We start from the raw sequence: 24,472 nt of genomic DNA, 5'->3' as shown, positions 1-24,472 counted from the left end.
GGGAGATGTGGCCGCCACCACACTCGCATGGTGAAAGTGACTTCCGCCACGCGGGAGTGGAGCGAAAGGAATCCCCCATGACCACCTCCGACGCGCGCGTCGACTCCGGCGCGACGACGCTCGGCACCCAGCGCTGGGCGCGCCTGCTGCCGATCGTCTTCATCACCTACAGCCTCGCCTACCTCGACCGCTCCAACTTCTCCATCGGCATCGCCGGCGGTATGGCGGAGGACCTCGCCATCACGCCGGCGGTCTCCGCGCTCATCGGCGCGGCCTTCTTCCTCGGCTACTTCGCCTTCCAGATCCCGGGCGCGATCTACGCCGAGCGGCGCAGCGTACGGTCGCTGATCTTCTGGAGCCTGATCGCCTGGGGCCTGCTGGCCTCGGTGCAGGGACTGCTCAGCTCGGCGACCGCGCTGATCGTCGTACGTTTCCTGATCGGTGTCGTCGAGGCCGCCGTGCTGCCTGCGATGGTGATCTTCCTCAGCCACTGGTTCACCAGCCGCGAGCGGGGCCGCGCCAACACCTTCCTGATCCTCGGCAACCCGGTCACCGTGCTGTGGCTGACGGTCGTGTCCGGCTTCCTGATCGAGGCGACCGACTGGCGGTGGATGTTCATCATCGAGGGTCTGCCCGCGGTCGCCTGGGCGTTCGTCTTCCGGGCGATGGTCAGCGACCACCCCGAGCAGGCGACGTGGCTCAACGCGCCCGAGCGCGACGCGGTCGTCGAGCAGCTCAACCAGGAGCAGCGGGCGTTGACCCCGGTCAAGGGCTACGGCGAGGCCTTCCGGTCGCGCAACGTCATCCTGCTCTCGCTGCAGTACTTCCTGTGGAGCGTCGGCGTCTACGGCTTCGTCTTCTGGCTCCCCTCGATCGTGAAGGCGGCCTCCGGTGAGGGCATCGGGATGTCCGGCCTCATCTCCGGGATCCCGTACGTCCTCGCGGTCGTGCTGATGATCGTCAACAGCCGTGCCTCGGACCGTGCCGGGACGCGCGGGCGGTTCGTGTGGCCGTGGCTGCTGGTCGGTGCGGTGGCGTTCTACGGCTCCTACCTGCTCGGTCCCGACCAGTTCTGGCTCTCGTTCATCCTGCTCACCCTCGCCGGTGGCGCGATGTACGCCCCCTACGGTCCCTACTTCGCCCAGATCCCGGAGTTCCTGCCGCGCAACGTGGCCGGAGCGGCGATCGCGCTGATCAACTCCTTCGGTGCGCTCGGCGGGTTCGCGGGCAGCTACCTGGTCGGCTGGCTGAACGGCACGACCGGGAGCACCGACGCGTCGTTCCTGCTGATGGCGGGCTGCCTCGCGCTGGCCGCCGTGGTGATGCTGCTGGTCAAGGCGCCGGCCGCGGAGACCTCCTCGCAGAACGCTTCGGAGACCGCTCGATGAGGATCGCCCGGATCGAGCACCCCGACGGAATCGACCATGCGGTGGTCGAGGCCGACGGCTACCGGCTGATCGAGGACGTGTTCGCGGACGAGATCCGGTGCCTGGACAGGAGGGTGGGCTTCGCTGCTGCCCGCGTGCTGGCCCCCGTCGAGCCGCGCACGGTGGTCGGGATGGCGCACAACACCGGCCCGGCCGACCGGCTGCTGCCGCCGCAGGCCTTCCTCAAGCCGGCCCGGTCGGTGATCGGCCCCGGTGACCCGGTGCCGGTGCCGGCCGGCCTCGGGCTGGTCCACGCGGAGGCCGAGCTCGCGGTCGTGATCGGGAGCTCGGGCAGGGTGCTGGGCTACACGGTCGCCAACGATGTCACCGCGCGCGACCTGCAGGTCCAGGACTCGCTGTGGACGCAGGCCAAGGGCCAACGCGGCTTCACCCCGCTCGGTCCCTGGATCGAGACCGACCTCGACCCGGCGGGCGCGGTCGTCGGCTTGGAGGTCGAGGACGCTGCTGCAGCGCCGGCCGACACGGGTCAGCTGGCCCGCACCGTCGCCGAGGTGGTGGCGTGGGTCAGCGGCTTCCTCCCGCTCGGGCCGGGGGACGTGATCCTGACCGGTGCCCCCGGGGCCAGTCTCCCGATCCGGCCCGGACAGCAGGTCACGGCGAGCGTCGCGGGCATCGGGGAGCTGATCAATCCGGTGATCGAGGGCGTGCGGGAGCGACGTACGGAGAGGGGTGCGGCATGACCGACATCGACACCGGCCTGGACGCGGTCACCTTCGGTGAGGCGATGACGATGTTCGTCGCCCGCGAGAGCGGGCCGCTGCACCGGGCGGCGACGTTCGGCCGGGCGACCGCCGGGGCCGAGACCAACGTCGCGACCGGGCTGGCGCGGCTGGGCCATCGGTCCGGCTGGGTCGGACGTCTGGGCGACGACCCGCTCGGCCTGTTCGTCGAGGAGGAGCTCCGTGGCTGCGGGATCGACCTGTCGCGGGTCGAGATCGACGACACCGCCCCCACCGGCTTCCAGCTCAAGTCGAGGGCCGACGGTGGCGACCCCGAGGTGGTCTACTTCCGGCGCGGGTCCGCGGGGAGCCGGCTGGCGTGGAGCGAGCCGATGGGGACGTACGTCTCCTCGGCCCGTCACCTCCACCTGACCGGCATCCCGCTGGCGATCTCCGAGTCGGCCCGGGACTTCGCGTTCCAGGCGGTGGCGGCGGCCCGGGCGGGCCGCGCGAGCGTGTCCTTCGACCCGAACCTGCGGCCGTCGCTGTGGGCGAGCGAGCAGGAGATGGTCGCCGTCGTGAACGAGGTGGCCGCGCTCGCCGACTGGGTGCTGCCCGGCGTCGAGGAGGGCCGGGTGCTGACCGGTCATGGCGACCCCGCGCGCATCGCCGAGCACTATCTCGCCGCGGGCGTCGCGCGGGTGGTCGTCAAGAACGGCTGTCACGGAGCCGTCGCGTTCGGCCCGGACGGGGCCGTCCGGCAACCTGCGTTCCAGGTCGAGGTCGTCGACACCGTCGGCGCCGGCGACGGCTTCGCCGCCGGACTGATCAGCGCCCACCTGGACGGGCTGGAGCTCGGTCCGGCGCTCGAGCGGGCCGCCGCGGTCGGTGCGCTGGCCACCACCTCCACCGGCGACAAGGACGGCCTTCCCGACCGGGAACAGCTGGACCACTTCCTGGCGACCAGCTCGGTGGCCGCCTGACCGATGACATCAGCGAAAGGAAACAGCTCGATGCGCGTACTCGTGCCGTGGGCCCACCTGGAGGACCAGATGGGTGGCTGGCCCGACGGCCTGCAGGTGGAGGTCTTCGACGGCGCCGGCTCACCGCCTGCCGATGTCTCCGACGTCGCGTTCTACGTTCTCCCCTACGGCGTGAGCGCCGGCCGTGACCTGCTGCCGCGGATGCCTGCGCTCCGTGCCGTCCAGAGCCTGAGCGCCGGGGTGGAGAAGGTGCTCCCGCTCATCGGGCCGGAGGTCACGCTCTGCAACGGGCGGGGGCTGCACGACGCCAGCGCCGCCGAGCACGGGCTCGGCCTGATCCTCGCCGCCCAGCGGGAGCTGCCCCGCTGGGTGCGCGACCAGGACGCCGGCCGGTGGCAGCCCGAGCACACCCGGTCGCTGGCCGACTCACTGGTGCTGATCGTTGGGTACGGCTCGATCGGCGCCGCGCTCGAGCAGCGCCTGCTCGCCTGCGAGGCCGAGATCGTGCGGGTGGCGTCCAGGGCGGACCCGGGCAGGAACGTTCACGGCGTCGACGAGCTCGCGAACCTGCTGCCCACCGCCGACACCGTGGTGCTCACGCTTCCGGAGAAGCCCGGCACCATCGGCCTGATCGGCGCCGAGCAGCTGGCGCTGCTGCCCGACGGCGCGCTCGTGGTGAACATCGGTCGCGGCCGCACGCTCGACACCGACGCGCTCCTTGCCGAGCTCTCCACGGGTCGACTCCGCGCCGCGCTCGACGTCGTCGACCCCGAGCCGCTCCCCGCCGGCCACCCGCTCTGGTCGACGCCCGGCGCGATCGTGACCCCGCACGTCGGCGGCGGTGCGGCGACGTTCTACCCGCGTGCCGAGCGCCTGGTCGCCGAGCAGCTGCGACGCTTCGCCGAGGGCCGCCCGCTGCTCAACGTGGTGCCTCGATCGGGCGTGGCCACACCTCCCTGATCCTGCCCGCAAGACTCTCCGATCGGGGAGGTTGCTGCGCTCACGCCGTTACTAATGTGCGAACGGTCACAACGTGAGAGGAGCAGCAGATGGAACCCCAGAACGAGTCGAACCCGACCGACGTCGCCACCGAGGACCTCATCGAAGAGGTCTCGATCGACGGAATGTGCGGCGTCTACTGATGTCCGACCGCATGCTCGAGGAGCCGTGGACACTCTCGCCCTCGGTGGCGTTGCGTCCTGAACCGTTCGGGGCCCTCGCCTACCACTTCGGCAACCGGAAGCTGACCTTCCTCAAGCGTCCGGAGCTGGTCGAGGTGGTGCGGCTCCTCGAGCATCACCCCCGTCTCGGCAGCGCGCTGGACGCCGCCGGCATCCCGCCGGAGCAGCACGACGCGTACGCAGTGGCGCTCCGCGCCCTCGCCGAGACCGACATGATCCGCCCCCGCGACCAGGAGGCAGCGTGACCATCGCACCTGAACGCCCCACCACTCCCCAGGGCCGCCCCGCAGGCGGCAGCCTCGTCGAGCAGTTCGAGTTCGGCCTCGACGCCCCGATCTGCCTGACCTGGGAGCTGACGTACGCCTGCAACCTGGAGTGCGCCCATTGCCTGTCGAGCTCGGGCCGGCGCGACCCGCGCGAGCTCAGCACGGAGCAGTGCAAGGCCGTCATCGACGAGCTGCAGCGCATGCAGATCTTCTACGTCAACATCGGCGGCGGCGAGCCGACGATCCGCCCCGACTTCTGGGAGCTGGTGGAGTACGCCGTCGACCACCAGGTCGGCGTGAAGTTCTCCACCAACGGCTTCCGGATCACTCCCGAGCGCGCCGCGTTCCTGGCCTCGACGGACTACGTCGACGTACAGATCTCGCTCGACGGCGCGACGGCGAAGGTCAACGACCGCGTCCGCGGAGCGGGGTCGTACGACACCGCACTCAAGGCGCTGGCGAACCTTCGCGACGCCGGCTTCACCGACGCCAAGATCTCCGTGGTCTGCACCCGGGAGAACATCGGCCAGCTCGACGACTTCAAGGCCATCGCCGACGAGTACGGCGCCACCCTGCGCCTCACCCGGCTGCGCCCCTCGGGTCGCGGCGCGGACGTCTGGGACGAGCTGCACCCGCTGCCGGAGCAGCAGCGCGAGCTCTACGACTGGCTGATGGCGCACGGCGACAACGTCCTCACCGGCGACTCCTTCTTCCACCTGGCCGCGTACGGCGAGTCCCTCCCGGGTCTCAACCTGTGCGGCGCCGGCCGGGTGGTGTGCCTGATCGACCCGGTCGGTGACGTCTACGCCTGCCCGTTCGCGATCCACGACCAGTTCCTGGCCGGCAACCTGCTCGGCGAGGGCGGGTTCAAGGAGGTGTGGCAGTCCTCGCCGCTGTTCACCGAGCTGCGCTCGCCGCAGACCGGCGGTGCCTGCACGAAGTGCCAGTTCTTCGACGCCTGCCGCGGCGGCTGCATGGCCGCCAAGTTCTTCACCGGACTGCCGTTGGACGGCCCGGACCCCGAGTGCGTCCAGGGCTACGGCGAGACAGCATTGGCCGGCGACCGCCAGGTACCGCCGGCGAGCAAGGACCACTCCCGCAGCCAGGCCAGCCGCAACGCGCCGGTGCTGCTCAATCTCGGTGCCACCAGGCGGCGCCCCGTCTCCGCCTGCAACGAGGACCCGCTCGCCGGAGGTGATCTGTCGTGAAGAACCCGTGGAAGAAGAACCCGTGGTTCGAGTCGGTCGCGGTGGCCCAGGAGCGGGCCCGCCGCCGGCTGCCGAAGCCGGTCTACGGCGCTCTGGTCGCCGGGTCCGAACGCGGCCAGAGCATGACCGCCAACCAGGACGCCTTCGCCGACCTCGGCTGGGCACCCCACGTGGTCGGGCAGCACGCCAAGCGCGATCTCGGCACGACCGTGTTCGGCCATGCGATCCCGTTGCCGGTCCTGATCAGCCCCACCGGGGTCCAGGCGGTGCACCCCGACGGTGAGGTCGCGGTCGCCCGGGCTGCCGCGGCCCGCGGCACCATCATGGGGCTGTCCAACTTCGCCTCCAGGTCGGTGGAGGAGGTCGCGGCGACCGGCGCGACGACGTTCTTCCAGATGTACTGGACCGGCGACCGCGACACCATGGTCCAGCGCATGCAGCGGGCGCACGCCGCCGGCGCCCAGGGCCTGATCGCCACTCTCGACTGGTCCTTCTCGATCGGCCGCGACTGGGGCAGCCCGGAGATCCCCGAGAAGGTCGACCTGCGCACGATGATGAGACTGGCCCCGCAGGTCGCGGCCCGGCCCCGGTGGGCGTGGCAGTTCGGGCGTACGGGCTCCTTCCCCGACCTCACCGCACCCAACCTCGCCCCGCCCGGCGGCAGTGCGCCGACGTTCTTCGGTGCCTACTACGAGTGGATGACCACTCCGCCGCCGACCTGGGACGACGTCGCCTGGATGCGCGAGCAGTGGCATCAGATCAGCGGCACGCCGTTCGTGCTGAAGGGTGTGTGCCGGGTTGACGACGCGCTCCGCGCCGTGGACGCGGGGGTCGCGGGCATCTCGGTCTCCAACCACGGCGGGAACAACCTCGATGGCACCCCGGCCGCGATCCGGATGCTCAAGCCGATCGCGGACCGTGTCGGTGACCAGGTCGACGTGGTGATGGACGGAGGCGTACGCCGCGGCTCCGACGTCGTCAAGGCGCTCGCGCTCGGCGCCAAGGCGGTGCTGATCGGCCGCGCCTACCTGTGGGGACTGGCGGCCAACGGCCAGGCCGGGGTCGAGAACGTCCTCGACGTGCTCAGCGGTGGCATCGACTCGGCCCTGCGGGGGCTGGCGGTCGGGTCGGTCGCTGAGCTGCGGCCGGAGCATCTGATCGTCCCGGACGGCTTCCATGTACGCACTGGGTGACGCCACCTGGCCGCAGGTGCGCCGGGGAACGGTTCTGCTGGTTCCCGTCGGCTCGCTGGAGCAGCACGGACCGCACCTGCCTTTCGACACCGACACCACCATCGCGTCGGCGGTCACGCAGGGGGTGGCCGCCCGGCTCGCGGAGCAGGGTGTCGAGAGCTGGGTCGCGCCACCGATCGCGATCGGCTCCAGCGGCGAGCACCAGTCCTTCGCCGGCACCGTGTCGATCGGGAGCGATGCGCTCCACCTGGTCGTGGTCGAGCTGGTCCGCTCGGCCCGTACCTGGGCGGAGCGGGTCGTGCTCGTCAACGGCCACGGCGGCAACGCCGCGGCGCTGACGAGCGCGGTCAACCAGCTCGCCTTCGAGCGGCAGCCGGCCTGCTGGCTGCCGTGCCGCACCGAGGACTTCGACCTGCACGCCGGTCGCACCGAGACGTCCCTCATGCTGCACCTGCGCCCGGAGGCCGTACGCATGGACCTGGCCGAGCCGGGCGACACCCGGCCGCTCGCCGAGATCCTGCCGGCGATGCGGGCGGGTGGCGTCGCGGCGGTCTCGGCCAACGGCGTCCTCGGCGACCCGACGGGCGCCACGGCGGCGGCGGGAGCGGAGGCGCTCACCATGATGATCGAGCAGACCACCATGGACGTGCTGGCTCCCGGCGGCGTGGCAGTGGGATGAGCACCTCCCGCCCGGTGGCGGTGGTCACGGGTGCCGCTCGCGGCATCGGCGCGGCCACGGTCCGCCGGCTGGCCGCCGCGGGCTACGCCGTGCTCGCGGTCGACGCCTGCGCCGGGCCGGATGCGGCGCCCTACCCCATGCCCACGCCGGACGACCTGGAGGCCGTCGCCGCCGGGTGGCCGGAGGTCGGGACGTACGTCGCCGACGTCCGGGACCGCGAGGCGCTCGTCGCCGCCGTGACGAGCGCCGAGGAACGCTGGGGACAGGTGGACGTCGCGGTGGCCGCAGCGGCTGTCGTGGCGGGCGGCCGGCCGTTGTGGGAGACGCCGGAGGACGAGGTCGAGCTGCTGTGGGAGACCGACGCGAAGGGCGTCTGGAACCTCGCCTCGGCGGCCGTGCCCGCCATGCTCCGCGGCCCGGATCCGACGCGCTGCCGCTTCGTCGCGGTCGCCTCGGCGGCCGGCACCCACGGGCTGTTCCGGCTGGCCGGCTACACGATGGTCAAGCATGCCGTCGTCGGTGCGGTGAAGGGCCTCGCCGCCGACCTCGTCGGCACCGGTGTCACCGCCGTCGCGGTCTCTCCGGGGGCGACCTCGACCGACATGCTGGACCAGACCGCCGCGCTCTACCCCGGCACCACCGCGGCCGACCTGGCCGCCCATCAGCTGCTGCGCCGGCCGCTCGAGCCCGACGAGGTCGTCGCGGCCATCGCCCTCTGCTGCTCGCCCGAGGGGTCCGCCCTCAACGGCAGCGTCGTGCACGCGGACGGAGGCTTCGGCGGATGAGATTCCCGATCGGCTTCCGGGCCCGCATCCGTGCTGACGTACGCCGCGTCGACGGCCGCCTGCTGGTCGGCGGTTCGCCGCTGCGTGCCGTCCGGCTCACCAAGGCGGCGCGGGCGCTGCTGGCCGAAGGCGAGGTCACCGTGGTCGACGCGGCGACCGACGCGCTCGCCGCCAGGCTCGTCGACGGGAACCTGGCCGACCCGGTGCTCGACGGATCCGGCGTGGAGCCGGCGGAGCTCACCGTCGTGATCCCGGTGCGCGACCGCCCCGACCAGCTCGACCGTGCGCTCGAGCCGCTGAAGGGCCTCCATCGCATCGTCGTCGACGACGCCTCGCTCGATCCCGACGCCGTCGCGAGGGTCGCCAACCGGCACGGCGCCCATCTCGTGCAGCTGCCACAGAACCTCGGCCCCGCCGGCGCGCGCAATGCCGGCCTGCGGGCCGTCCGCACCCGGTTCGTTGCGTTCGTCGACTCCGACGTCACCGTCCGGGCGAGCACGCTCCTGAACCTCACCCGGCACTTCGCCGACAGCCGGGTCGCGCTGGTCGCGCCGCTGGTCCGCAGCCGCGCCCGCAGCCGGGCACCTCGGTGGTTCGAGCGCTTCGACGAGGACGACTCCTCCCTCGCCCTCGGCACCCGCGCCTGCGTCGTACGCCCCGGGGCCGCGGTGGGCTGGCTGCCCAGCGCCTGCCTGGTGGGACGTACGGACCGGCTCGGGAAGGGCTTCGAGGAGACGATGCGCGTCGGCGAGGACGTCGATCTCGTCTGGCGGCTGGTCGAGGCGGGTGAGGTCGTCCGCTACGACCCCGACCAGGTCGCCTGGCACGACACCCGCACCACGGTCCGCGGCTGGCTGGGTCGCAAGTACCTCTACGGCACCGGCGGCGCCGACCTGGCGGTCCGCCACGGCCGCAAGGGCGCCCCGGCCGTGATGACGGTGAGCATGGCGGCCACGGCCGCCGCGCTGCTGGTGCAGCGGCGGTGGTCGCTCCCGGTGGCCGCCGCCGGGATCGCCTATGGCGTCCTCTCGCTGCGAAGGCGGCTGCCCGAGACCCCCGGACGCGACCGGCTCGCCGTCCAGCTCTGCGCCCAGGGCCTCGGCTGGACGGTCCGCCAGGAGGCCGCGCTGCTGCTGCGGCACTGGTGGCCGCTGACCGTGCTCCTCGCCCCGCGCAGCGCTCTGCTGAGGCGTGCGCTGGCGGCCTCCCTGCTCGTCGACGTGGTCGTCGCCCAGGTCGACAACCCCGGCACGAGATACCGGCCGCTGGCCCGGCGACTGGACGACCTGGCGTACGGAGCAGGGCTCTGGGCCGGCGCGATCAGAGCACGTTCGGTGACCTGTCTGCTGCCGCGCCGACCTGGCCAGAAGACCGGCCAGGGAGGCACCTCTCCCAACGGGTAGGTAGGCCCCTCCCAGGCCGGGCTGTTTCCCGTTCCTCGCCTGTTCGCGGCCCTTTCGCCGTACCTAATGTGCTGAGCGTCACACACCAACGGAGGTTTGCCATGCAGGTCGACGAACTACTCAAGCCCTTCCCGATCAAGGAGTTCCACCCCTTCCCACGCGCCCTCATGGGCCCCGGCGCTCACGAGATGATCGGGCCCGAGGCTCTCAAGATGGGCTTCCGCAAGACCCTGGTGATGACGTCCGGCCTGCGCGGCACGGACATCGTCAACAAGATCGTCGAGTCGATGAAGTACCACGGCCTCGAGGTCGTCGTGTACGACAAGGTCGAGTCCAACCCCAAGGACTACAACGTCATGGACTCGGTCAAGCTCTACCAGGAGAACGAGTGCGACTCGTTCGTCTCCATCGGCGGCGGCTCGTCGCACGACGCCTGTAAGGGCGCGCGCATCTCGGTCGCCCACGACGGCCGCAACGTCAACGAGTTCGAGGGCTTCAACATGTCCGAGAACCCGAAGAACCCGCCGCACATCGCGGTCTCGACCACGGCCGGCACCGGTTCGGAGACGTCCTGGGCGTACGTCATCACCGACACGACCACGGACCCCGACAACCCGCACAAGTACGTCGCCTTCGACGACGCCTCGGTGGCCAGCCTGGCGATCGACGACCCGGTGCTCTACTACGACTGCCCGGTCGACTACACCGCGCAGTGCGGCTTCGACGTCCTGGCGCACGCCAGCGAGCCGTACGTCTCCCGGATCAACTTCCAGCCCTCGCTCGGCAACGCGCTGCACGCGATCAAGCTGACCTCGGAGAACCTGCGCCAGGCGGTCTGGAACGGCCAGGACCTCAGCGGTCGTGAGGGGATGATGTACGCCCAGTACATCGCCGCCCAGGCGTTCAACTCCGGCGGTCTCGGCATCATCCACTCGATCAGCCACGCGGTGAGCGCCTTCTACGACACCCACCACGGCCTCAACAACGCGATCGCGCTGCCGCGGGTGTGGGCGTTCAACATGCCCACGCACTACAAGCGGTTCGCGGACATCGCTCGCGCAATGGGCGTCGACACCCACGGCATGACCGACGTGCAGGCCGCCGACGCGGCGCTCGCCGCGGCCATCCGTCTGCTGCGCGACGTCGGCATCACCGAGCGCTTCGTGGACGTCAAGCAGGACACGTACTCGAAGAACCGGCTGGGCCAGGGCCCGACCGCGTACTACGCGAACGCCAAGGAGATCGTCGGCGACGACGCGGACGTCGACCGGATCACCAACCACGTCCTCGGTGACGCCTGCACGCCGGGCAACGCCAAGGAGTGCACGTTCGAGACCGTACGTCCGGTGGTCGACCACTGCCTCAACGGCGACCTGGACGACCTGCTCGGCTGATCGATCCGTCTGATCGATCCCAGCGTGGCGGGCCCGGCGACCGGGCCCGCCACCTCGGCCCCACCCACCACCTCGAGGAGTGCACGTGTCGACCACCACCGAACCGATCCAGGGCTTCACCGACGTCGAGGACACCCGCGCCCAGCTGGCGGCGTGCGGCTACCTCGCCGACGACCGGCTCGCCACCACGGTGTTCCTGCAGACCCGGCTGGAGAAGCCGGTCCTGCTCGAGGGCCCGGCGGGCGTCGGCAAGACCCAGCTGGCCGAGAGCCTCGCGACCGCGACCGGGCGGCGCCTGATCCGGCTGCAGTGCTACGAGGGCCAGGACGAGACCAAGGCGCTCTACGAGTGGGACTACGGCAAGCAGCTGCTCTACACCCAGATCCTGCGCGAGAAGATCGGCCAGGTCGTCGAGGACGCTGCCGACCTGAACGAGGCCGTCGAGCGGATCGCCAAGCAGGACTCGGTGTTCTTCTCGCAGCGCTTCCTGGCCGCCCGGCCGCTGCTCGAGGCGATCGACTCCGACACCCCGGTCGTGCTCCTCATCGACGAGGTCGACCGGGCCGACGAGGCCCTGGAGGCGGTGCTGCTCGAGCTGCTCGCGGAGTTCCAGATCTCCATCCCCGAGGTCGGCACGGTGACCGCCAAGACGATGCCGTACGTCGTCCTCACCTCGAACAACACCCGCGATCTCTCCGCCGCGCTCAAGCGCCGCTGCCTGCACCTCTTCCTCGACTACCCCGACGCCGTCCGCGAGCTGGAGATCATCCGGTCCAAGGAGACCGGCCTCGCCGACTCGCTCGCGGCCCGCCTCGTCGATATCGTCCGCGGCATCCGCGAGCTCGAGCTGCGCAAGGCGCCGAGCATCTCCGAGACCGTCGACTGGGCTCGTACGCTGGCAGTGCTCGGCGTCGAGGAGCTCACCGCCGACGTGCTCTCCACGACGCTCAACGTGGTCGTGAAGTACGAGCGTGACCTGAAGCGGGTCATGGAGGCGCTGCCGCGGCTGGTCGACCCGAACGCCGAGGTGCCCGACCACCTGCACGGCCATGGTCACGGCCATGGTCACGGGCATGGGCACTCCCACGCCGCCCCGGCCGCATCCGACCGCGGGGATGACGACGACGTCGACGGCCGGGCCGAGCGAAAGGCGAAGGACCAGCCCGGCCGGCACAACGCCGGCTACTACGGCGGCGCCGGCGGCACCGGGCCGCGTACGGCCCCGGCGGTCTCGACGAGCCAGGGCAACCGGGCGTTCCCGTCGGCCCGCAAGCGTCCGCTCTGAGCCGGGATAGAGGCCCGACATGGAGACCGCACTGCACCGCTTCATCCGGCTGCTCCGGCTCTACGGCGTACGCGTGAGCACCGCCGAGGTGATCGACGCGATGCACGCGGTCGCCCAGCCCGGGGTGCTCGAGCAGCGCCACCTGCTCCACGCGGCGCTGACCGCCAGCCTGGTCAAGGACCGCCGCGACCTGGACACCTTCGACCTCGTCTTCGACCGGTTCTTCGGGCTGCGGCCGGTGGTCGAGGAGGAGGACGAGCACGGGCACACCCACGACGACCTCTCCGACGAGGGGCAGCTGACCGACTTCACGCTCTCCGAGGAGCCGGGTGAGGTGCCGGAGGACGGGCACAGCCACGGCAAGCCGGACGACATCAAGGAGTACTTCAAGCCCGAGGACATGGCGCAGCGCTACAACCTCCACCAGGAGGCGAACAAGATCGACATCGCCGCCCTCACCGACGAGATCGTCCTCTCCAACGACCCTAAGTCGAGCCCCGGTGAGGCCGCCCGGGTCCAGCTCTCCACCAGCCGGATGCACAACCCGGGCAACCCCGGTGACCTGATCCGCGACGCCGGGATGCAGCTCGACACCGAGCTGTCCGTGCAGGAGGAGATCGCGCTGCTGAGCTGGCTCGAGGAGCGCGAGCCGGACAGCGGCATCGACGACGACGATGCCCTCGCGGAGCTCCGCAAGGCGCTCTCGCCGTGGCTGGCCACGCTCCCCGAGCGGATCCGCGACCACCTCGAGCGGCTGATGAGCATGGAGCGCGAGATCGAGTCGCGTGAGATCCAGGCGGCGCAGGCCGAGACGGTCGCCGAGCACGACCGGGCCGCGCTCGAGGAGTCGCTGCGGCGGCTGCTCAGGAAGCTCCACGGCGCCCCGCGCCCGCGGCGTACGGTCGCCGCGCGCGGCATCGTCGACGGCCGCCGGACGATGCGCACCAACATGAAGTACGACGGCGTGCCGTTCCGCCCGGTCACCGTCGCCAAGGCGCACGACCGGCCCCGCCTGCTCGTGCTCTGCGACGTCTCCCTGTCCGTACGCTCCACCGCCCGCTTCACGCTGCATCTGCTGCACAGCCTGCAGTCGGTGGCCACCTCCGTCCGGTCGTTCGCCTTCGTGAAGGACCTGGTCGAGATCACCGACCTGTTCGCCGAGCACCGGATCGAGGACGCCTTGTCCCTGGTGCTGTCGGGTCTGCCGGCCGGCGGGGTGCTAGACGTGGACGCGGACTCCGACTACGGCTCCTCGTTCGAGCAGTTCCTGGAGCAGTTCGGCTCGGCGGTGAACCGGAGGACCACGCTGGTGATCCTCGGCGACGGCCGCGGCAACGGCAAGGACCCGGGCTTCGCCGCGTTCGAGGAGCTCACCCGGCGGGCCCGGTCGACGATCTGGCTCACGCCCGAGCCGCGCTACTCGTGGGCGCTCGGCGGCTGCGACCTGCCGGAGTACGCGGAGTGGTGCGACAAGGTCCAGGTGGTCCGCAACCTGCGCGGGCTCGACAACGTCACCCAGACGATGCCGGCCGGACGATGACCACCCCGCCCGGCGAGCTGGCCGTGATCGACGCGCTCCGCCCCGGTCCCGAGGCGGGGGTCTACCGCGACGAGGTGGTCAGCGTCCGGGCCTGGCAGGGCCCTCGCCCGCGGCGGCATCTCGGGACGATCCGCACCCGCCACTTCGACGTGCACCGCGAGGGCCACCAGGTCCATCTGGTCCACTGCCTGCGGGCGGAGCAGATCGACGACGACCTTTCCGGGCTGCTGGCCGAGGAGCTGTTCCAGCCGGGGTGGCTGCGCGGTCCAGACCTGTTCGAGCGGCTCTTCACCGGTGTCGTGGTCAGCAGCGCCCCGGACCCCGGGCAGGCGTGGGCCGCGTTCTACCGCAACACCCTGCGCCACGTGGAAGAGGCGCTGGAGCGCCCCGGTCCCACCCCGGCCGGTCACGGGACCGTCGCCGAGTACGCCCCCGTCTACCGCTTCGTCGAGCAGCAGCTGGCGCGTGGCTCCGTCCTCGAGGTCGGCTGCTGCTTCGGGTTCCTCTCGCTGCGGCTGGCCGCCGCGGGACGGGACGTGACCGCCTCCGACCTCTCCGCGGGCACCGTCACGCTGCTGCGCGCCGCCGCGTCCCGGCTGAAGGTGCCGCTGGCCACGCGAGCCGCCGACGCCACCCGGCTGCCGTGGGCCGAGGACGCCGCCGACAACGTGCTGCTGATCCACCTGCTCGAGCACATCGAGCCGAGCCTCGGCGACCGGGCGGTCGCCGAGGCGATCCGGGTCGCGCGCCGCCGGGTCGTGATCGCCGTACCTCTCGAGGACGAGCCCGACGAGACCTGGGGCCACGTCCGGACCGTGTCGCTGGACGACCTCGCCGCCTGGGGCGAGGCCTCGGGACACCCGCACCGGGTCGTCGAGCACCACGGTGGCTGGCTCGTCATCGACACCGACCGCTGATCGCTCCTCGCCGGTCGACCTGTCCGTCGACGACGCGGACGCGCATCGGTCGCCTCCGCGCCGCGTCAGCCCTGGTCACAGGCCGGTCCGACCTGTCCGTCGGCCGCACGCACCCGGGTAGGAGGCCTACCCGCGGGCAGGTGCGCGACCGCCCACTCGGCGGGTCTGTCGGTGTGTCGTACGTCACTACTTTGAGAGGACCGTAGCCCAGCCCGGACGACGGCTGACTCCCTGGAGGAACTGATGACGAACACATCCATCGATGCAGAGGTGCCGACCGTGCAAGGCACCACCCCGACGGCCTGGGGCGACCCGTTCCCGCTCGGCCTGGCCAGCTTCGGGATCTCGGCGCTCGTGCTGTCCAGCGTGATGTCGGGACTCGTGGACGCGGCCGCCCTGCCGGCGGTGCTGCCCCTCGCGCTGGCCCTGGGCTTCGCCACCGAGCTCCTGGCCGGTCTGGTCCACTACCGGCGCGGCGAGACGTTCCCGGCCCTGGTGTTCACCGCGTACGCCGGGTTCTGGCTCTCCTATGCCCTGCTGGTGCAGTTCTACGGTCCGATGGTGACCGCCGACGGCGCCGCGATCACCGGGATGTTCCTGCTCGCCTGGGCGCTGTTCACGTCCTACATGCTGCTGGCGGCGCTGCGCACCAACACCACCACGATCGTGATCTTCGTGCTCCTGGCCGGGGTCTTCTACCTGGCCGCCTTCGGGTCGTTCCTCGGCAGTGCCGCTCTCGGCCGCACCGCCGGCTACGTGCTGATCCTGGACGCCGTGGTGGCGCTCTACGCCTCGGCCGCGATCATCGTGAACACGACCTGGGACCGCACGGTCCTGCCGGTGCCGTGACCTGCGTCAGCCGCCGGGCCGTGCGGTCAGAGGAGCCCCATCTTGGACGCCTCGTACACCGCCTCGGCCCGGCGGCTGACGCCCAGCTTCCGCAGGATGTTGCCCACGTGGAACTTCGCGGTGGTGTCGGAGATGTAGAGCCGGTGGCCGATGGCGCGGTTCGACAGCCCGTGGGCGAGCAGCTCCAGCACCTCGAGCTCGCGGGTGGTGAGCTCGGAGTCGTCGCTGGTCACCGGCATGTTCACGCCGCGGATCATCGCCGCGGCGGAGCGCGCGTCGAAGGCGCTGCCGCCGCTCGCGACGTCCCGGATCGCCCGGACCAGCCCGGTGGTGTCGACGTCCTTGACGACGTAGCCGCGGGCGCCGGCACGGATCGCCTGCATCACCAGCTGCTCGTCGAGGAACGTCGTCAGCACCAGGATCAGTGCCTCCGGGTGGCGCTGGGTGAGCGCCGCGCAGAGCTCCAGCCCTTCAGCGTCCGAGGACGAGGAGAGCTTCAGGTCGAGCAGCACGATGTCGGGACGGGCGCTGTTGACCCGGGCGAGCGCCTCGGCCGCCGTCGCCGCCTCCGCGACGACCCGCAGCCCGGGCTCGCGCTCCAGGATCGACCGCAGACCCTGCCGCACGATCGCGTGATCATCGACCAGCAGTACGTCGATGCCGGCCGTGGCCTGGGCGGGGACCGTCTGGGCGGGGACCGTCTGGGCGGGGACCGACTGGGCGGGGACCGCCTGCGGTGGGCTGAGCGTGTTCATGGTTCCTCCTCGAAGCGGCTACTGCGGGTCCTCGATGAGCCCGCAGATTGTTCCCCGGCCGCGGTCCACGACCGGCAGCGGCACCCGGAGCTCGACCCGGACACCGCCGAGGTGCGAGCGCCGGAACGCGACGGTGCCGCCGAGCTCGCTGATCCGGGTCTCGATGTTCGCCAGGCCGCGGTGGCGCCCGTCGATCGAGGCGCCACGCTCGAGACGCAGCTTCCGGGCCAGCAGGCCCGGGTCGCCGCGGCCGTCGTCGGCGACGCCGACGTAGAGCTCGTGCTTGCGGTAGCGGAGCCGGAGCACGGCCTGGCTGGCCTCGGCGTGGATCGCCACGTTGAAGAGCGCCTCGCCGACCGCCCGGGCGATGTCGTGCTTGGCCTCCGCGGGCATCGGGCACACCTCGCCCTCGACCCGCACGGACACGTCCAGGTGCGGGCGATGGTGCTCGGCCACCTCGTGCAGCAGCTCGGGCAGCGAGGAGACCGTGTCGCGATGCGGCTGGTGCAGGGCGTAGATCGCGCGGCGCAGCTGCTCCACGGCGTCCTGGGTGAGCTGCTTGGCGGTGTTGAGGAGCTCGCCGATCCGCTCGCCGGCCGGGCCCAGCTCCTCGGTCTCGCCGCGCGCGACCTCGACCGACATCCCGGCCGAGAGCACGAACTGGGTCACGCTGTCGTGGAGCTCCCGCGCGATGCGGTGCCGCTCGTGGTCGACCAGCTCGCGCTGCCGGGCCACCAGCAGCCGCTCCTCGGCCTCCCGCAGCTCGCGGGTCCGCTGCTCGAGGTCCCGCTCCCGGGCACCGACCTCGTCGTAGAGCCGCTGGGCGCGCCGGTGCTGGGCGAGCCCGGCCTGGTACTGCTCGGAGGTGTGCAGCGCCACCGCGGCCTCGTTGGCGAGGATCCGCAGCACCGACAGGTCTCCGGGCTCGGGGTCGTCCGCGAGCCCGTGGAGGCCGACCAGGCTGCCGATCATGACGCTCTCCAGCGTCATCGGCACCCGCACCCAGCGAGCCGGTCCCGGCGCCCCGGTGGCATGGCCCGCCCGGATCGCACCGAGCTCGCGACGTACGACGCCGGGGAGGTCCTCCTCGTCGCCGACCACCCGGCCGTCGTGGTCGACGACGATGAACCTCGGCCTCGCCCCCGTCAGATGCCCGTCCGCCAGCGCCAGGATCGTCCACTCCGCGGCGAGGTGCACCGCGGCCGCGCGGGCGACCTCCTCCAGGAGCGCCCGCGGACCCTCCACCGTGCGCACCAGCGCCCGCGAGATCGAGTCCATGGCGCGTACGGCCTGCTGCATCCGCTCGTCGGAGCGGAGGAACGCGCGGTAGTAGGACCGCTTGCCCGAACGTACGCCGGTCAGTGCTGCCAGATCGGGGGCGCTCACGGGACCGCCTTCACAGGGCTTCTCGGAAGAGCGCGTGGATCTCGGCGCGGCTCGCCGGTCGCGGGTTCGTCGTCAGGCAGGCGTCGTCGAGGGTCGTCACCGACAGGGTGTCGAGATCGGTGTCGGTCACCCCGAGGTCCCGCAGGCCTCGGGGCACGCCGACGTCGTCGGCCAGGCGCCGCACATGGTCGGCGAGCATCTCGGCCGCGACGTACCCGGGGACACCGTCGACCGGCAGGCCGGCGGCCCGGGCGAGACCGACGAACCGCTCGGGGACCGAGCGGGCGTTGTAGCGGATCACGTGCGGGAGCAGGACGCCGTTGACCACGCCGTGCGGAGCGTCGAGAAGACCGCCGACCTGGTGACTCATCGCATGGGTCGCGCCGAGGATCGCGTTGGTGAAGGCCAGTCCGGCCTGCAGGCTCGCCTGCGCCATCATCGCGCGGTGCTCCATCGCGCCGGGGTCGGTGATCGTCGAGCGCAGGTGGCGGCAGACGAGGGCGACCGAGCTCATCGCGTGCCCGTCGGCCAGCGGGTTGTGCGCCAGTGACACGTACGACTCGATGCCGTGGGTGAGCGCGTCCAGGCCGGTCGCGGCGTTGAGCGCCTCCGGCATCGTGGTCAGCAGCCGCGGGTCGGTGATGGAGACGTCCGGCACCAGCGCCCGGCCCATGATCGTGAGCTTCACCCGGCGGTCGGTGTCGGTGACGATGCAGAACTGGGACACGTCGGCCCCGGTCCCCGACGTGCTCGGGATCATCAGCATCGGCGGGATCGGCCGGGCGATCTGGTCGATCCCGGCGTAGTCGAGGATGTCGCCGCCGTTGCCCGAGAGCACAGCGACGCCCTTCGCGGCGTCCATGCAGGAGCCGCCGCCGATCGCCACGATGACGTCGGCCTCGGTCTCGACGTACCTCTCGTAGGCGCGGCGTACCTCGTGGTCCTTGGGGTTCGGCGTGACGTCGGTCCACAGCACCGGGGCGAGCCCCTCGGCCCGCAGCAGCCGGAGCAGCTCGTCGACCCAGCCGGCCTCGACGATGCCGGGATCGGTGACGACGAACGGCCGACGGGCGCCGAGCCGGGCGGCGGCGTAGCCCGCCTCCGCGAGCGAGTCGGGTCCGAAGACCACCTCCGGTGCCTGGAACTTCACCACCTGGTCGAGCGGGGCGGTGGTCGGCGGGACGGGCTCCTGTCGGGGAGCGGCCTCCCTGGTGCGGGCGATGACTGCTGTCGTGGTTCCGGCTCCGGCGCTCATCTCAGAGACCCACCTCGCGGTCCAGCCGGGCGATCTGACCGTCCGCGAGCGCCATCAGCGGGGAACCGGGCGGCAGCAGGTCCTGGAGGCGAAGCCACATCTCGTAGTCGTCGGCGCCCCACGCCGACCGGGTCCAGGTCGAGACCAGGTCGGGCTGGCCCGACTGGAGCACCGCGGCACGCAGCTGCTGCGCCAAGGTCTCCCGCAGTCGTACGACGCCGGGTGCCACCGAGCGCGGCAGGATCGGACCGCGATAGCAGCGGAGCGCCCCGGCCACGTCGCCCACCGCGAGTCTGGCCTCCACGCCGAGCCAGTCGCCGGTCACCTCGGTGGTGAGCCGGTAGGGCCGGGAGGCGAGGAACTCCTCGCCGAGGAGGTTGCGCAGCCGGTTCAGCTCGGCGCGGAGCGTCGAGGAGCCGCCGTCGTCCTCGTACAGCAGGACCGCGAGCTCGTCGCCGGAGAGCCCTCGCGGGGTGCTGGCGAGGAGCAGGAAGATCTCGCTGTGGCGAGGGGACAGCCGCAGCTGTGCGCGATGGCCGCGGCCGTCGTCGATCGAGAGCAGCAGGTCCTGGCGACCCAGCGTCTCCACGGCGATGCGCGCCCAGCCCGGCCGGGTCTCCGGCTGCCTCGGCAGCAGCTGCTCGCGCGCGAGCTCGGACTCCGCGAGCCTGGCCGCGGCGCGCACCATCGCCATCGTCTGGGGCACCACGATGGAGTCGCCACCGGTGATGTCGAGGACGCCGAGCAGGCGCGAGTCGCCCGGGTCGTGGATCGGGGTGGCGGCGCAGCTCCATGGCTGCACCGAGCGCCGGAAGTGCTCGGCGGCGATGACGCTGGTCGGCCGGTCGAGCCGCAGCGCCAGGCCGGGTGCGTTCGTGCCGGCGAGCCGCTCGTCCCAGTTGCTCCCCTCGACGAAGCCGATCTGCTCCGCGCGCCGGAGCGCCGCCGGCGCACCGCACACCCAGAGCAGCTGGCCGGCCTCGTCGGAGACGGCCATGATCGCGTCGCAGTCGCGCGCTGCCTGGCCGAGCACGTCGTCGAGGAGCGGGAACACGCGCGCCAGCGGATGGGCAGCACGTACGTCCCGCAGCTGGTCCTCGGGGAGGGTGATCGGCGCGCACGTGTCGTCCGCGGTCACCCCGGCGGCGGCGGACCGGTGCCACGAGTCCGCCACGGCTGCGCGCATCGAGGCGCTCTGCTTCGTATCGCTCATCCGGACCTCCTCTGGTGACGAGGGTCACATTTGAAGGTTGCATTCACGTTGCATCGGTCGCGCAACGTGGCTGCAACCTCGGCGTTTCTAGCGTCTGTGACCACGATCACGCCCCAATGCCTGACTTTGCCTGAGGAGAATTCCCGATGACCGTATACGCAGCTCCCGGCCAGCCCGACTCGCTGGTTTCCGTCCAAGGCCGCTACGGCCACTACATCGGCGGCCAGTGGGTCGACCCGGTCAAGGGCGCCTACTTCGAGAACATCTCGCCGGTGAACGGCAAGCCGTTCACCGAGATCGCCCGGGGTACGGCCGAGGACATCGAGGCCGCCCTGGACGCCGCACATGCTGCCGCTCCGTCGTGGGGGAAGACCTCGACGACGGAGCGGGCCAACATCCTGCTCAAGATCGCCGACGTGATGGAGGAGAACCTCACCGCCATCGCCGTCGCGGAGACCTGGGAGAACGGCAAGCCGGTCCGCGAGACCCTGGCCGCGGACATCCCGCTCGCGATCGACCACTTCCGCTACTTCGCCGGCGTGCTGCGTGCCCAGGAGGGCACCATCGGCGAGATCGACGAGAACACCGTGGCGTACCACTTCCACGAGCCGCTGGGCGTCGTCGGCCAGATCATCCCGTGGAACTTCCCGATCCTGATGGCCGTCTGGAAGCTCGCCCCGGCACTGGCCGCCGGTAACGCGGTCGTCCTCAAGCCCGCCGAGCAGACCCCGTGGTCGATCCTCAAGCTCGTCGAGCTGGTCGGCGACCTGCTGCCCGCCGGTGTGCTCAACGTCGTCAACGGGTTCGGCGTCGAGGCCGGCAAGCCGCTCGCCTCCTCGCCGCGGGTCGCGAAGGTCGCCTTCACCGGTGAGACCACGACCGGCCGCCTGATCATGCAGTACGCCAGCCAGAACATCATCCCGGTGACCCTGGAGCTCGGCGGCAAGAGCCCGAACATCTTCTTCGACTCCGTCGCCGCCGAGAAGGACGCCTTCTACGACAAGGCGCTCGAGGGCTTCACGATGTTCGCCCTCAACCAGGGCGAGGTCTGCACCTGCCCGTCGCGTGCGCTCGTCCAGCGCTCGATCTACTCCGACTTCGTCGGCGACGCGATCGCCCGGGTCGAGAAGATCAAGCAGGGCAACCCGCTCGACGACACCACGATGATCGGCGCCCAGGCCAGCAACGACCAGCTCGAGAAGATCCTGTCCTACATCGAGATCGGCAAGGACGAGGGTGCGAAGGTCCTCACCGGTGGTGAGCGGTCGATTCTCGAGGGCGATCTCGCCGAGGGCTACTACGTCCAGCCGACCGTCTTCGAGGGCGACAACTCGATGCGGATCTTCCAGGAGGAGATCTTCGGCCCGGTGGTCTCGCTGACCGGCTTCGACGACGAGGCCGACGCCCTCAAGGTCGCCAACGACACCCTGTACGGCCTCGGTGCCGGCGTCTGGTCGCGCGACGGGTCGCAGGCCTTCCGGGCCGGCAAGGAGATCAAGGCCGGTCGCGTCTGGACGAACTGCTACCACGCCTACCCGGCCCACGCGGCCTTCGGTGGCTACAAGCAGTCGGGCATCGGTCGCGAGACCCACAAGATGATGCTCGACCACTACCAGCAGACCAAGAACCTGCTCGTCAGCTACAGCCCCGACGCCCTCGGGTTCTTCTGATGAGCGCGACCCACGCCTCCTCCCTTCCGGCGCGGGTCGCCGTGACCGACGAGGCGGCGGACCTGCTCCGCCGTCTCGTCGGTAACCACGGGCCGGTCATGTTCCACCAGTCCGGTGGATGCTGCGACGGCTCCGCCCCGATGTGCTACCCGAGCGGCGACTTCATGCTCGGCGACGCCGACATCCACCTGGGCGACCTGGACATCGGCCTGGACGACCGGGTGCCCGTCTGGATGTCGCGCTCGCAGTTCGAGTACTGGTCGCACACCCACATCACCATCGACGTCGTCCCCGGACGCGGCGCCGGCTTCTCCCTCGAGGCGCCCGAGGGCGTGCGGTTCCTGATCCGGTCGCGACTGTTCACCGACGATGAGGCCGCCCTGCTCGGCTAGCCGGTCTCCTCCGCAATCCCCTCCCGCCCCCGAAGGAAGCACGACGCCATGACCGACCTGACGATCCCCAGCAAACCGACCCGCTTCGACCCGCCGGCCGAGCTCGCCGCTGCCGCCAACGTCACCGCCGAGGCGTACGCCCGTGCCGACTCCGACCTCGAGGGCTTCTGGGCCGAGCAGGCCGAGCGGCTGACCTGGGCCGAGCCGTTCACCCAGGTGCTGGACTGGTCCGACGCACCCAGGGCGCGGTGGTTCGCGGACGGGAAGCTCAACGCGGCGTACAACTGCGTCGACCGTCATGTCGAGGCCGGTCGCGGCGACCAGGTGGCCTTCCACTTCGTCGGCGAGCCCGGCGACACCCGAGACCTCACCTACGCCGACCTCAAGGACGAGGTGTCCCGAGCCGCCAACGCGCTGACCGGCCTCGGCGTGGGCAGCGGCGACCTGGTCGCGATCTACCTGCCGATGATCCCGGAGGCCATCGTCGCGATGCTGGCCTGTGCTCGCATCGGCGCCACCCACACGGTGGTCTTCGGCGGGTTCTCGGCCGAAGCGCTGGCCTCGCGGATCGAGGACTGCCGGGCCAAGCTGGTCATCACCTCCGACGGCGGCTACCGCCGTGGGGCCCCGTCGGCGCTGAAGCCGGCCGTCGACGCCGCCCTGTCGCGGCTGGGCAGCCAGAGCCCGGTCGACCACGTCCTCGTCGTACGCCGCACCGGGGAGTACGTCCCCTTCGACGACGCCACCGACCTGTGGTGGCACGACGTCGTCGACAGCGCCTCCCCCGAGCACACGCCGGAGGCGTTCGACGCCGAGCACCCGCTGTACGTCATGTACTCCTCGGGCACGACCGGGAAGCCCAAGGGCATCCTGCACACCACCGGCGGCTATCTGACCGGCGCGGCCTACACCCACCATGCGGTCTTCGACCTCAAGCCGGACACCGACGTCTATTGGTGCACCGCCGACATCGGCTGGGTCACCGGGCACAGCTACATCGTCTACGGCCCGCTCGCCAACGGCGTCACCCAGGTGCTCTACGAGGGCACGCCGGACAGCCCGCACCGGGGTCGCTGGTGGGAGATCATCGAGCGGTACGGCGTGACCCTCTTCTACACCGCCCCGACGGCGATCCGGACGTTCATGAAGTGGGGCCGGGAGATCCCGGACACCTACGACCTGACCTCGCTGCGGCTCCTCGGATCGGTCGGCGAGCCGATCAATCCCGAGGCGTACGTCTGGTACCGCGACGTCATCGGCGGCGACCGCTGTCCCGTCGTCGACACCTGGTGGCAGACCGAGACCGGCCAGATGATGATCAGCCCGCTCCCCGGGGTCACCGCCGGAAAGCCTGGCTCGGCGATGAGGCCGCTGCCCGGCATCGGCGCCGACGTGGTCGACGAGGAGGGTCGCTCGGTGCCGAACGGGTCGAGCGGCTACCTGGTCCTCACCAAGCCGTGGCCCGCCATGCTGCGCACGCTGTGGCAGGACGACGAGCGCTTCGTCGAGACGTACTGGACCCGCTTCGCGGACCTCGGCTACTACTTCGCCGGCGACGGCGCCAAGAAGGACGAGGACGGCGACATCTGGATCCTCGGCCGCGTCGACGACGTGATGAACGTGTCCGGCCACCGCCTCTCCACGAGCGAGATCGAGTCCGCCCTGGTCTCCCACCCGCGGGTCGCTGAGGCAGCCGTCGTCGGCGCCGCCGACGAGACCACCGGTCAGGCCGTCGTCGCGTACGTCATCCTGCGCTCCGGGGACGGCAACACCGGTGAGGCGCTGATCCAGGAGCTGCGCAGCCATGTGGCCAAGGAGATCGGGGCCATCGCCAAGCCGCGGCAGATCACGATCGTCCCGGAGCTGCCCAAGACGCGGTCCGGGAAGATCATGCGCCGCCTGCTGCGCGACGTCGCCGAGGGCAGAGATGTCGGAGACACCACCACGCTGAGCGACCCGAGCGTCATGGCCCTGATCGCGAACCGCGAGACCGAAGCGGCGGAGGCATGAG

The 24,472-nt window shown here is 71.3% G+C and carries 23 protein-coding genes; 19 read left to right on the top strand and 4 right to left on the bottom strand.

Going from position 1 to position 24,472, the window contains the following annotated elements:
• Nucleotides 1-77 precede the first annotated feature (77 nt).
• The 16 genes from OG984_RS20555 to OG984_RS20480 all read left to right on the top strand — a co-directional run bounded on the left by OG984_RS20555 (nt 78) and on the right by OG984_RS20480 (nt 15,790).
• A complete protein-coding gene (locus OG984_RS20555) occupies nt 78-1,388 on the top strand; it encodes an MFS transporter (protein WP_328528053.1) in 1,311 nt (436 codons plus the stop codon).
• Complete coding sequence (locus tag OG984_RS20550) at nt 1,385-2,128, top strand: fumarylacetoacetate hydrolase family protein (RefSeq protein WP_328528052.1); 744 nt, start codon at nt 1,385-1,387, stop codon at nt 2,126-2,128. The genes OG984_RS20555 and OG984_RS20550 overlap by 4 nt, the downstream gene beginning before the upstream one ends.
• Nucleotides 2,125-3,090, top strand: coding sequence for a sugar kinase (locus OG984_RS20545; protein WP_328528051.1), 966 nt, complete (start codon nt 2,125-2,127; stop codon nt 3,088-3,090). Before OG984_RS20550 ends, OG984_RS20545 begins: the two co-directional genes overlap by 4 nt.
• A 30-nt stretch (nt 3,091-3,120) precedes the next feature.
• Nucleotides 3,121-4,050: a 2-hydroxyacid dehydrogenase gene (locus OG984_RS20540; RefSeq protein ID WP_328528050.1), complete on the top strand. Its 930-nt coding sequence runs from the start codon at nt 3,121-3,123 to the stop codon at nt 4,048-4,050.
• Between the two features lie 89 nt (nt 4,051-4,139).
• Nucleotides 4,140-4,232: a mycofactocin precursor MftA gene (mftA, locus tag OG984_RS20535; RefSeq protein ID WP_141802062.1), complete on the top strand. Its 93-nt coding sequence runs from the start codon at nt 4,140-4,142 to the stop codon at nt 4,230-4,232.
• A complete protein-coding gene (gene mftB, locus OG984_RS20530; protein ID WP_328528049.1) occupies nt 4,232-4,516 on the top strand; it encodes a mycofactocin biosynthesis chaperone MftB in 285 nt (94 codons plus the stop codon). The genes mftA and mftB overlap by 1 nt, the downstream gene beginning before the upstream one ends.
• Nucleotides 4,513-5,745 carry a mycofactocin radical SAM maturase gene (gene mftC, locus OG984_RS20525; RefSeq protein WP_328528048.1) on the top strand — a complete coding sequence of 411 codons (1,233 nt, stop codon included), beginning with the start codon at nt 4,513-4,515 and terminating at the stop codon, nt 5,743-5,745. The genes mftB and mftC overlap by 4 nt, the downstream gene beginning before the upstream one ends.
• Complete coding sequence (gene mftD, locus OG984_RS20520; protein WP_328528047.1) at nt 5,742-6,938, top strand: pre-mycofactocin synthase MftD; 1,197 nt, start codon at nt 5,742-5,744, stop codon at nt 6,936-6,938. The genes mftC and mftD overlap by 4 nt, the downstream gene beginning before the upstream one ends.
• The gene (gene mftE / locus OG984_RS20515; protein WP_328528046.1) at nt 6,922-7,617 is read left to right on the top strand and encodes a mycofactocin biosynthesis peptidyl-dipeptidase MftE; all 696 of its coding nucleotides are present in this window, start codon (nt 6,922-6,924) and stop codon (nt 7,615-7,617) included. The genes mftD and mftE overlap by 17 nt, the downstream gene beginning before the upstream one ends.
• Nucleotides 7,614-8,402 (top strand): mycofactocin-coupled SDR family oxidoreductase, encoded by a 789-nt coding sequence (locus tag OG984_RS20510; RefSeq protein WP_328528045.1) that lies wholly within the window; start codon nt 7,614-7,616, stop codon nt 8,400-8,402. Before mftE ends, OG984_RS20510 begins: the two co-directional genes overlap by 4 nt.
• Complete coding sequence (gene mftF, locus OG984_RS20505) at nt 8,399-9,805, top strand: mycofactocin biosynthesis glycosyltransferase MftF (protein WP_328528044.1); 1,407 nt, start codon at nt 8,399-8,401, stop codon at nt 9,803-9,805. Before OG984_RS20510 ends, mftF begins: the two co-directional genes overlap by 4 nt.
• Nucleotides 9,806-9,906: 101 nt before the next feature.
• The gene (mdo, locus tag OG984_RS20500; RefSeq protein ID WP_328528043.1) at nt 9,907-11,199 is read left to right on the top strand and encodes an NDMA-dependent methanol dehydrogenase; all 1,293 of its coding nucleotides are present in this window, start codon (nt 9,907-9,909) and stop codon (nt 11,197-11,199) included.
• Between the two features lie 85 nt (nt 11,200-11,284).
• Nucleotides 11,285-12,484, top strand: coding sequence for an AAA family ATPase (locus tag OG984_RS20495; RefSeq protein ID WP_328528042.1), 1,200 nt, complete (start codon nt 11,285-11,287; stop codon nt 12,482-12,484).
• Between the two features lie 19 nt (nt 12,485-12,503).
• Complete coding sequence (locus OG984_RS20490) at nt 12,504-14,024, top strand: VWA domain-containing protein (RefSeq protein WP_328528041.1); 1,521 nt, start codon at nt 12,504-12,506, stop codon at nt 14,022-14,024.
• On the top strand, nt 14,021-14,941 hold the full coding sequence (gene mftM / locus OG984_RS20485) for a mycofactocin oligosaccharide methyltransferase MftM (RefSeq protein WP_328528040.1): 921 nt from the start codon (nt 14,021-14,023) through the stop codon (nt 14,939-14,941). Before OG984_RS20490 ends, mftM begins: the two co-directional genes overlap by 4 nt.
• A gap of 243 nt (nt 14,942-15,184) precedes the next feature.
• The gene (locus OG984_RS20480) at nt 15,185-15,790 is read left to right on the top strand and encodes an acetate uptake transporter (protein WP_328528039.1); all 606 of its coding nucleotides are present in this window, start codon (nt 15,185-15,187) and stop codon (nt 15,788-15,790) included.
• A gap of 26 nt (nt 15,791-15,816) precedes the next feature.
• Here OG984_RS20480 and OG984_RS20475 read toward each other — a convergent pair whose 3' ends face one another.
• Genes OG984_RS20475 through OG984_RS20460 form a run of 4 tightly spaced genes read right to left on the bottom strand, consistent with a single transcriptional unit; the run spans nt 15,817 to nt 20,399 of the window.
• Entirely contained in the window at nt 15,817-16,545 is a 729-nt protein-coding gene (locus tag OG984_RS20475) for a MadR family response regulator transcription factor (protein ID WP_328528038.1), read from the bottom strand.
• 18 nt (nt 16,546-16,563) lie between these two features.
• The gene (locus OG984_RS20470; RefSeq protein ID WP_328528037.1) at nt 16,564-17,931 is read right to left on the bottom strand and encodes a MadS family sensor histidine kinase; all 1,368 of its coding nucleotides are present in this window, start codon (nt 17,929-17,931) and stop codon (nt 16,564-16,566) included.
• Between the two features lie 10 nt (nt 17,932-17,941).
• Entirely contained in the window at nt 17,942-19,186 is a 1,245-nt protein-coding gene (locus OG984_RS20465; protein WP_328528036.1) for an iron-containing alcohol dehydrogenase, read from the bottom strand.
• 1 nt (nt 19,187) lies between these two features.
• On the bottom strand, nt 19,188-20,399 hold the full coding sequence (locus OG984_RS20460; RefSeq protein WP_328528035.1) for a helix-turn-helix domain-containing protein: 1,212 nt from the start codon (nt 20,397-20,399) through the stop codon (nt 19,188-19,190).
• A 146-nt stretch (nt 20,400-20,545) separates the two neighbouring features.
• Here OG984_RS20460 and exaC point away from each other — a divergent pair, with 146 nt between their 5' ends.
• The 3 genes from exaC to acs are packed head-to-tail and all read left to right on the top strand — an operon-like array spanning nt 20,546 to nt 24,471.
• A complete protein-coding gene (gene exaC / locus OG984_RS20455; protein WP_328528034.1) occupies nt 20,546-22,069 on the top strand; it encodes an acetaldehyde dehydrogenase ExaC in 1,524 nt (507 codons plus the stop codon).
• Nucleotides 22,069-22,461 carry a DUF779 domain-containing protein gene (locus tag OG984_RS20450; RefSeq protein WP_328528033.1) on the top strand — a complete coding sequence of 131 codons (393 nt, stop codon included), beginning with the start codon at nt 22,069-22,071 and terminating at the stop codon, nt 22,459-22,461. Before exaC ends, OG984_RS20450 begins: the two co-directional genes overlap by 1 nt.
• Nucleotides 22,462-22,509: 48 nt before the next feature.
• On the top strand, nt 22,510-24,471 hold the full coding sequence (gene acs, locus OG984_RS20445) for an acetate--CoA ligase (protein WP_328528032.1): 1,962 nt from the start codon (nt 22,510-22,512) through the stop codon (nt 24,469-24,471).
• Nucleotide 24,472: the final 1 nt, after the last annotated feature.

Origin of the sequence: Nocardioides sp. NBC_00368, from assembly GCF_036090055.1 — a bacterium.
Classification (GTDB): domain Bacteria; phylum Actinomycetota; class Actinomycetes; order Propionibacteriales; family Nocardioidaceae; genus Nocardioides.
The sequence above is the reverse complement of the archived record's forward strand: the minus strand, read 5'-3'. Positions and strand labels throughout refer to the sequence as shown.

Coding starts and splice junctions, on each gene's coding strand:
- OG984_RS20555 (WP_328528053.1), top strand. CDS start 78: ATGACCACCTCCGACGCGCGCGTCGACTCCGGCGCGACGACGCTCGGC.
- OG984_RS20550 (WP_328528052.1), top strand. CDS start 1,385: ATGAGGATCGCCCGGATCGAGCACCCCGACGGAATCGACCATGCGGTG.
- OG984_RS20545 (WP_328528051.1), top strand. CDS start 2,125: ATGACCGACATCGACACCGGCCTGGACGCGGTCACCTTCGGTGAGGCG.
- OG984_RS20540 (WP_328528050.1), top strand. CDS start 3,121: ATGCGCGTACTCGTGCCGTGGGCCCACCTGGAGGACCAGATGGGTGGC.
- mftA (WP_141802062.1), top strand. CDS start 4,140: ATGGAACCCCAGAACGAGTCGAACCCGACCGACGTCGCCACCGAGGAC.
- mftB (WP_328528049.1), top strand. CDS start 4,232: ATGTCCGACCGCATGCTCGAGGAGCCGTGGACACTCTCGCCCTCGGTG.
- mftE (WP_328528046.1), top strand. CDS start 6,922: ATGTACGCACTGGGTGACGCCACCTGGCCGCAGGTGCGCCGGGGAACG.
- OG984_RS20510 (WP_328528045.1), top strand. CDS start 7,614: ATGAGCACCTCCCGCCCGGTGGCGGTGGTCACGGGTGCCGCTCGCGGC.
- mftF (WP_328528044.1), top strand. CDS start 8,399: ATGAGATTCCCGATCGGCTTCCGGGCCCGCATCCGTGCTGACGTACGC.
- mdo (WP_328528043.1), top strand. CDS start 9,907: ATGCAGGTCGACGAACTACTCAAGCCCTTCCCGATCAAGGAGTTCCAC.
- OG984_RS20490 (WP_328528041.1), top strand. CDS start 12,504: ATGGAGACCGCACTGCACCGCTTCATCCGGCTGCTCCGGCTCTACGGC.
- mftM (WP_328528040.1), top strand. CDS start 14,021: ATGACCACCCCGCCCGGCGAGCTGGCCGTGATCGACGCGCTCCGCCCC.
- OG984_RS20480 (WP_328528039.1), top strand. CDS start 15,185: ATGACGAACACATCCATCGATGCAGAGGTGCCGACCGTGCAAGGCACC.
- OG984_RS20475 (WP_328528038.1), bottom strand. CDS start 16,545: ATGAACACGCTCAGCCCACCGCAGGCGGTCCCCGCCCAGTCGGTCCCC.
- OG984_RS20465 (WP_328528036.1), bottom strand. CDS start 19,186: ATGAGCGCCGGAGCCGGAACCACGACAGCAGTCATCGCCCGCACCAGG.
- OG984_RS20460 (WP_328528035.1), bottom strand. CDS start 20,399: ATGAGCGATACGAAGCAGAGCGCCTCGATGCGCGCAGCCGTGGCGGAC.
- exaC (WP_328528034.1), top strand. CDS start 20,546: ATGACCGTATACGCAGCTCCCGGCCAGCCCGACTCGCTGGTTTCCGTC.
- OG984_RS20450 (WP_328528033.1), top strand. CDS start 22,069: ATGAGCGCGACCCACGCCTCCTCCCTTCCGGCGCGGGTCGCCGTGACC.
- acs (WP_328528032.1), top strand. CDS start 22,510: ATGACCGACCTGACGATCCCCAGCAAACCGACCCGCTTCGACCCGCCG.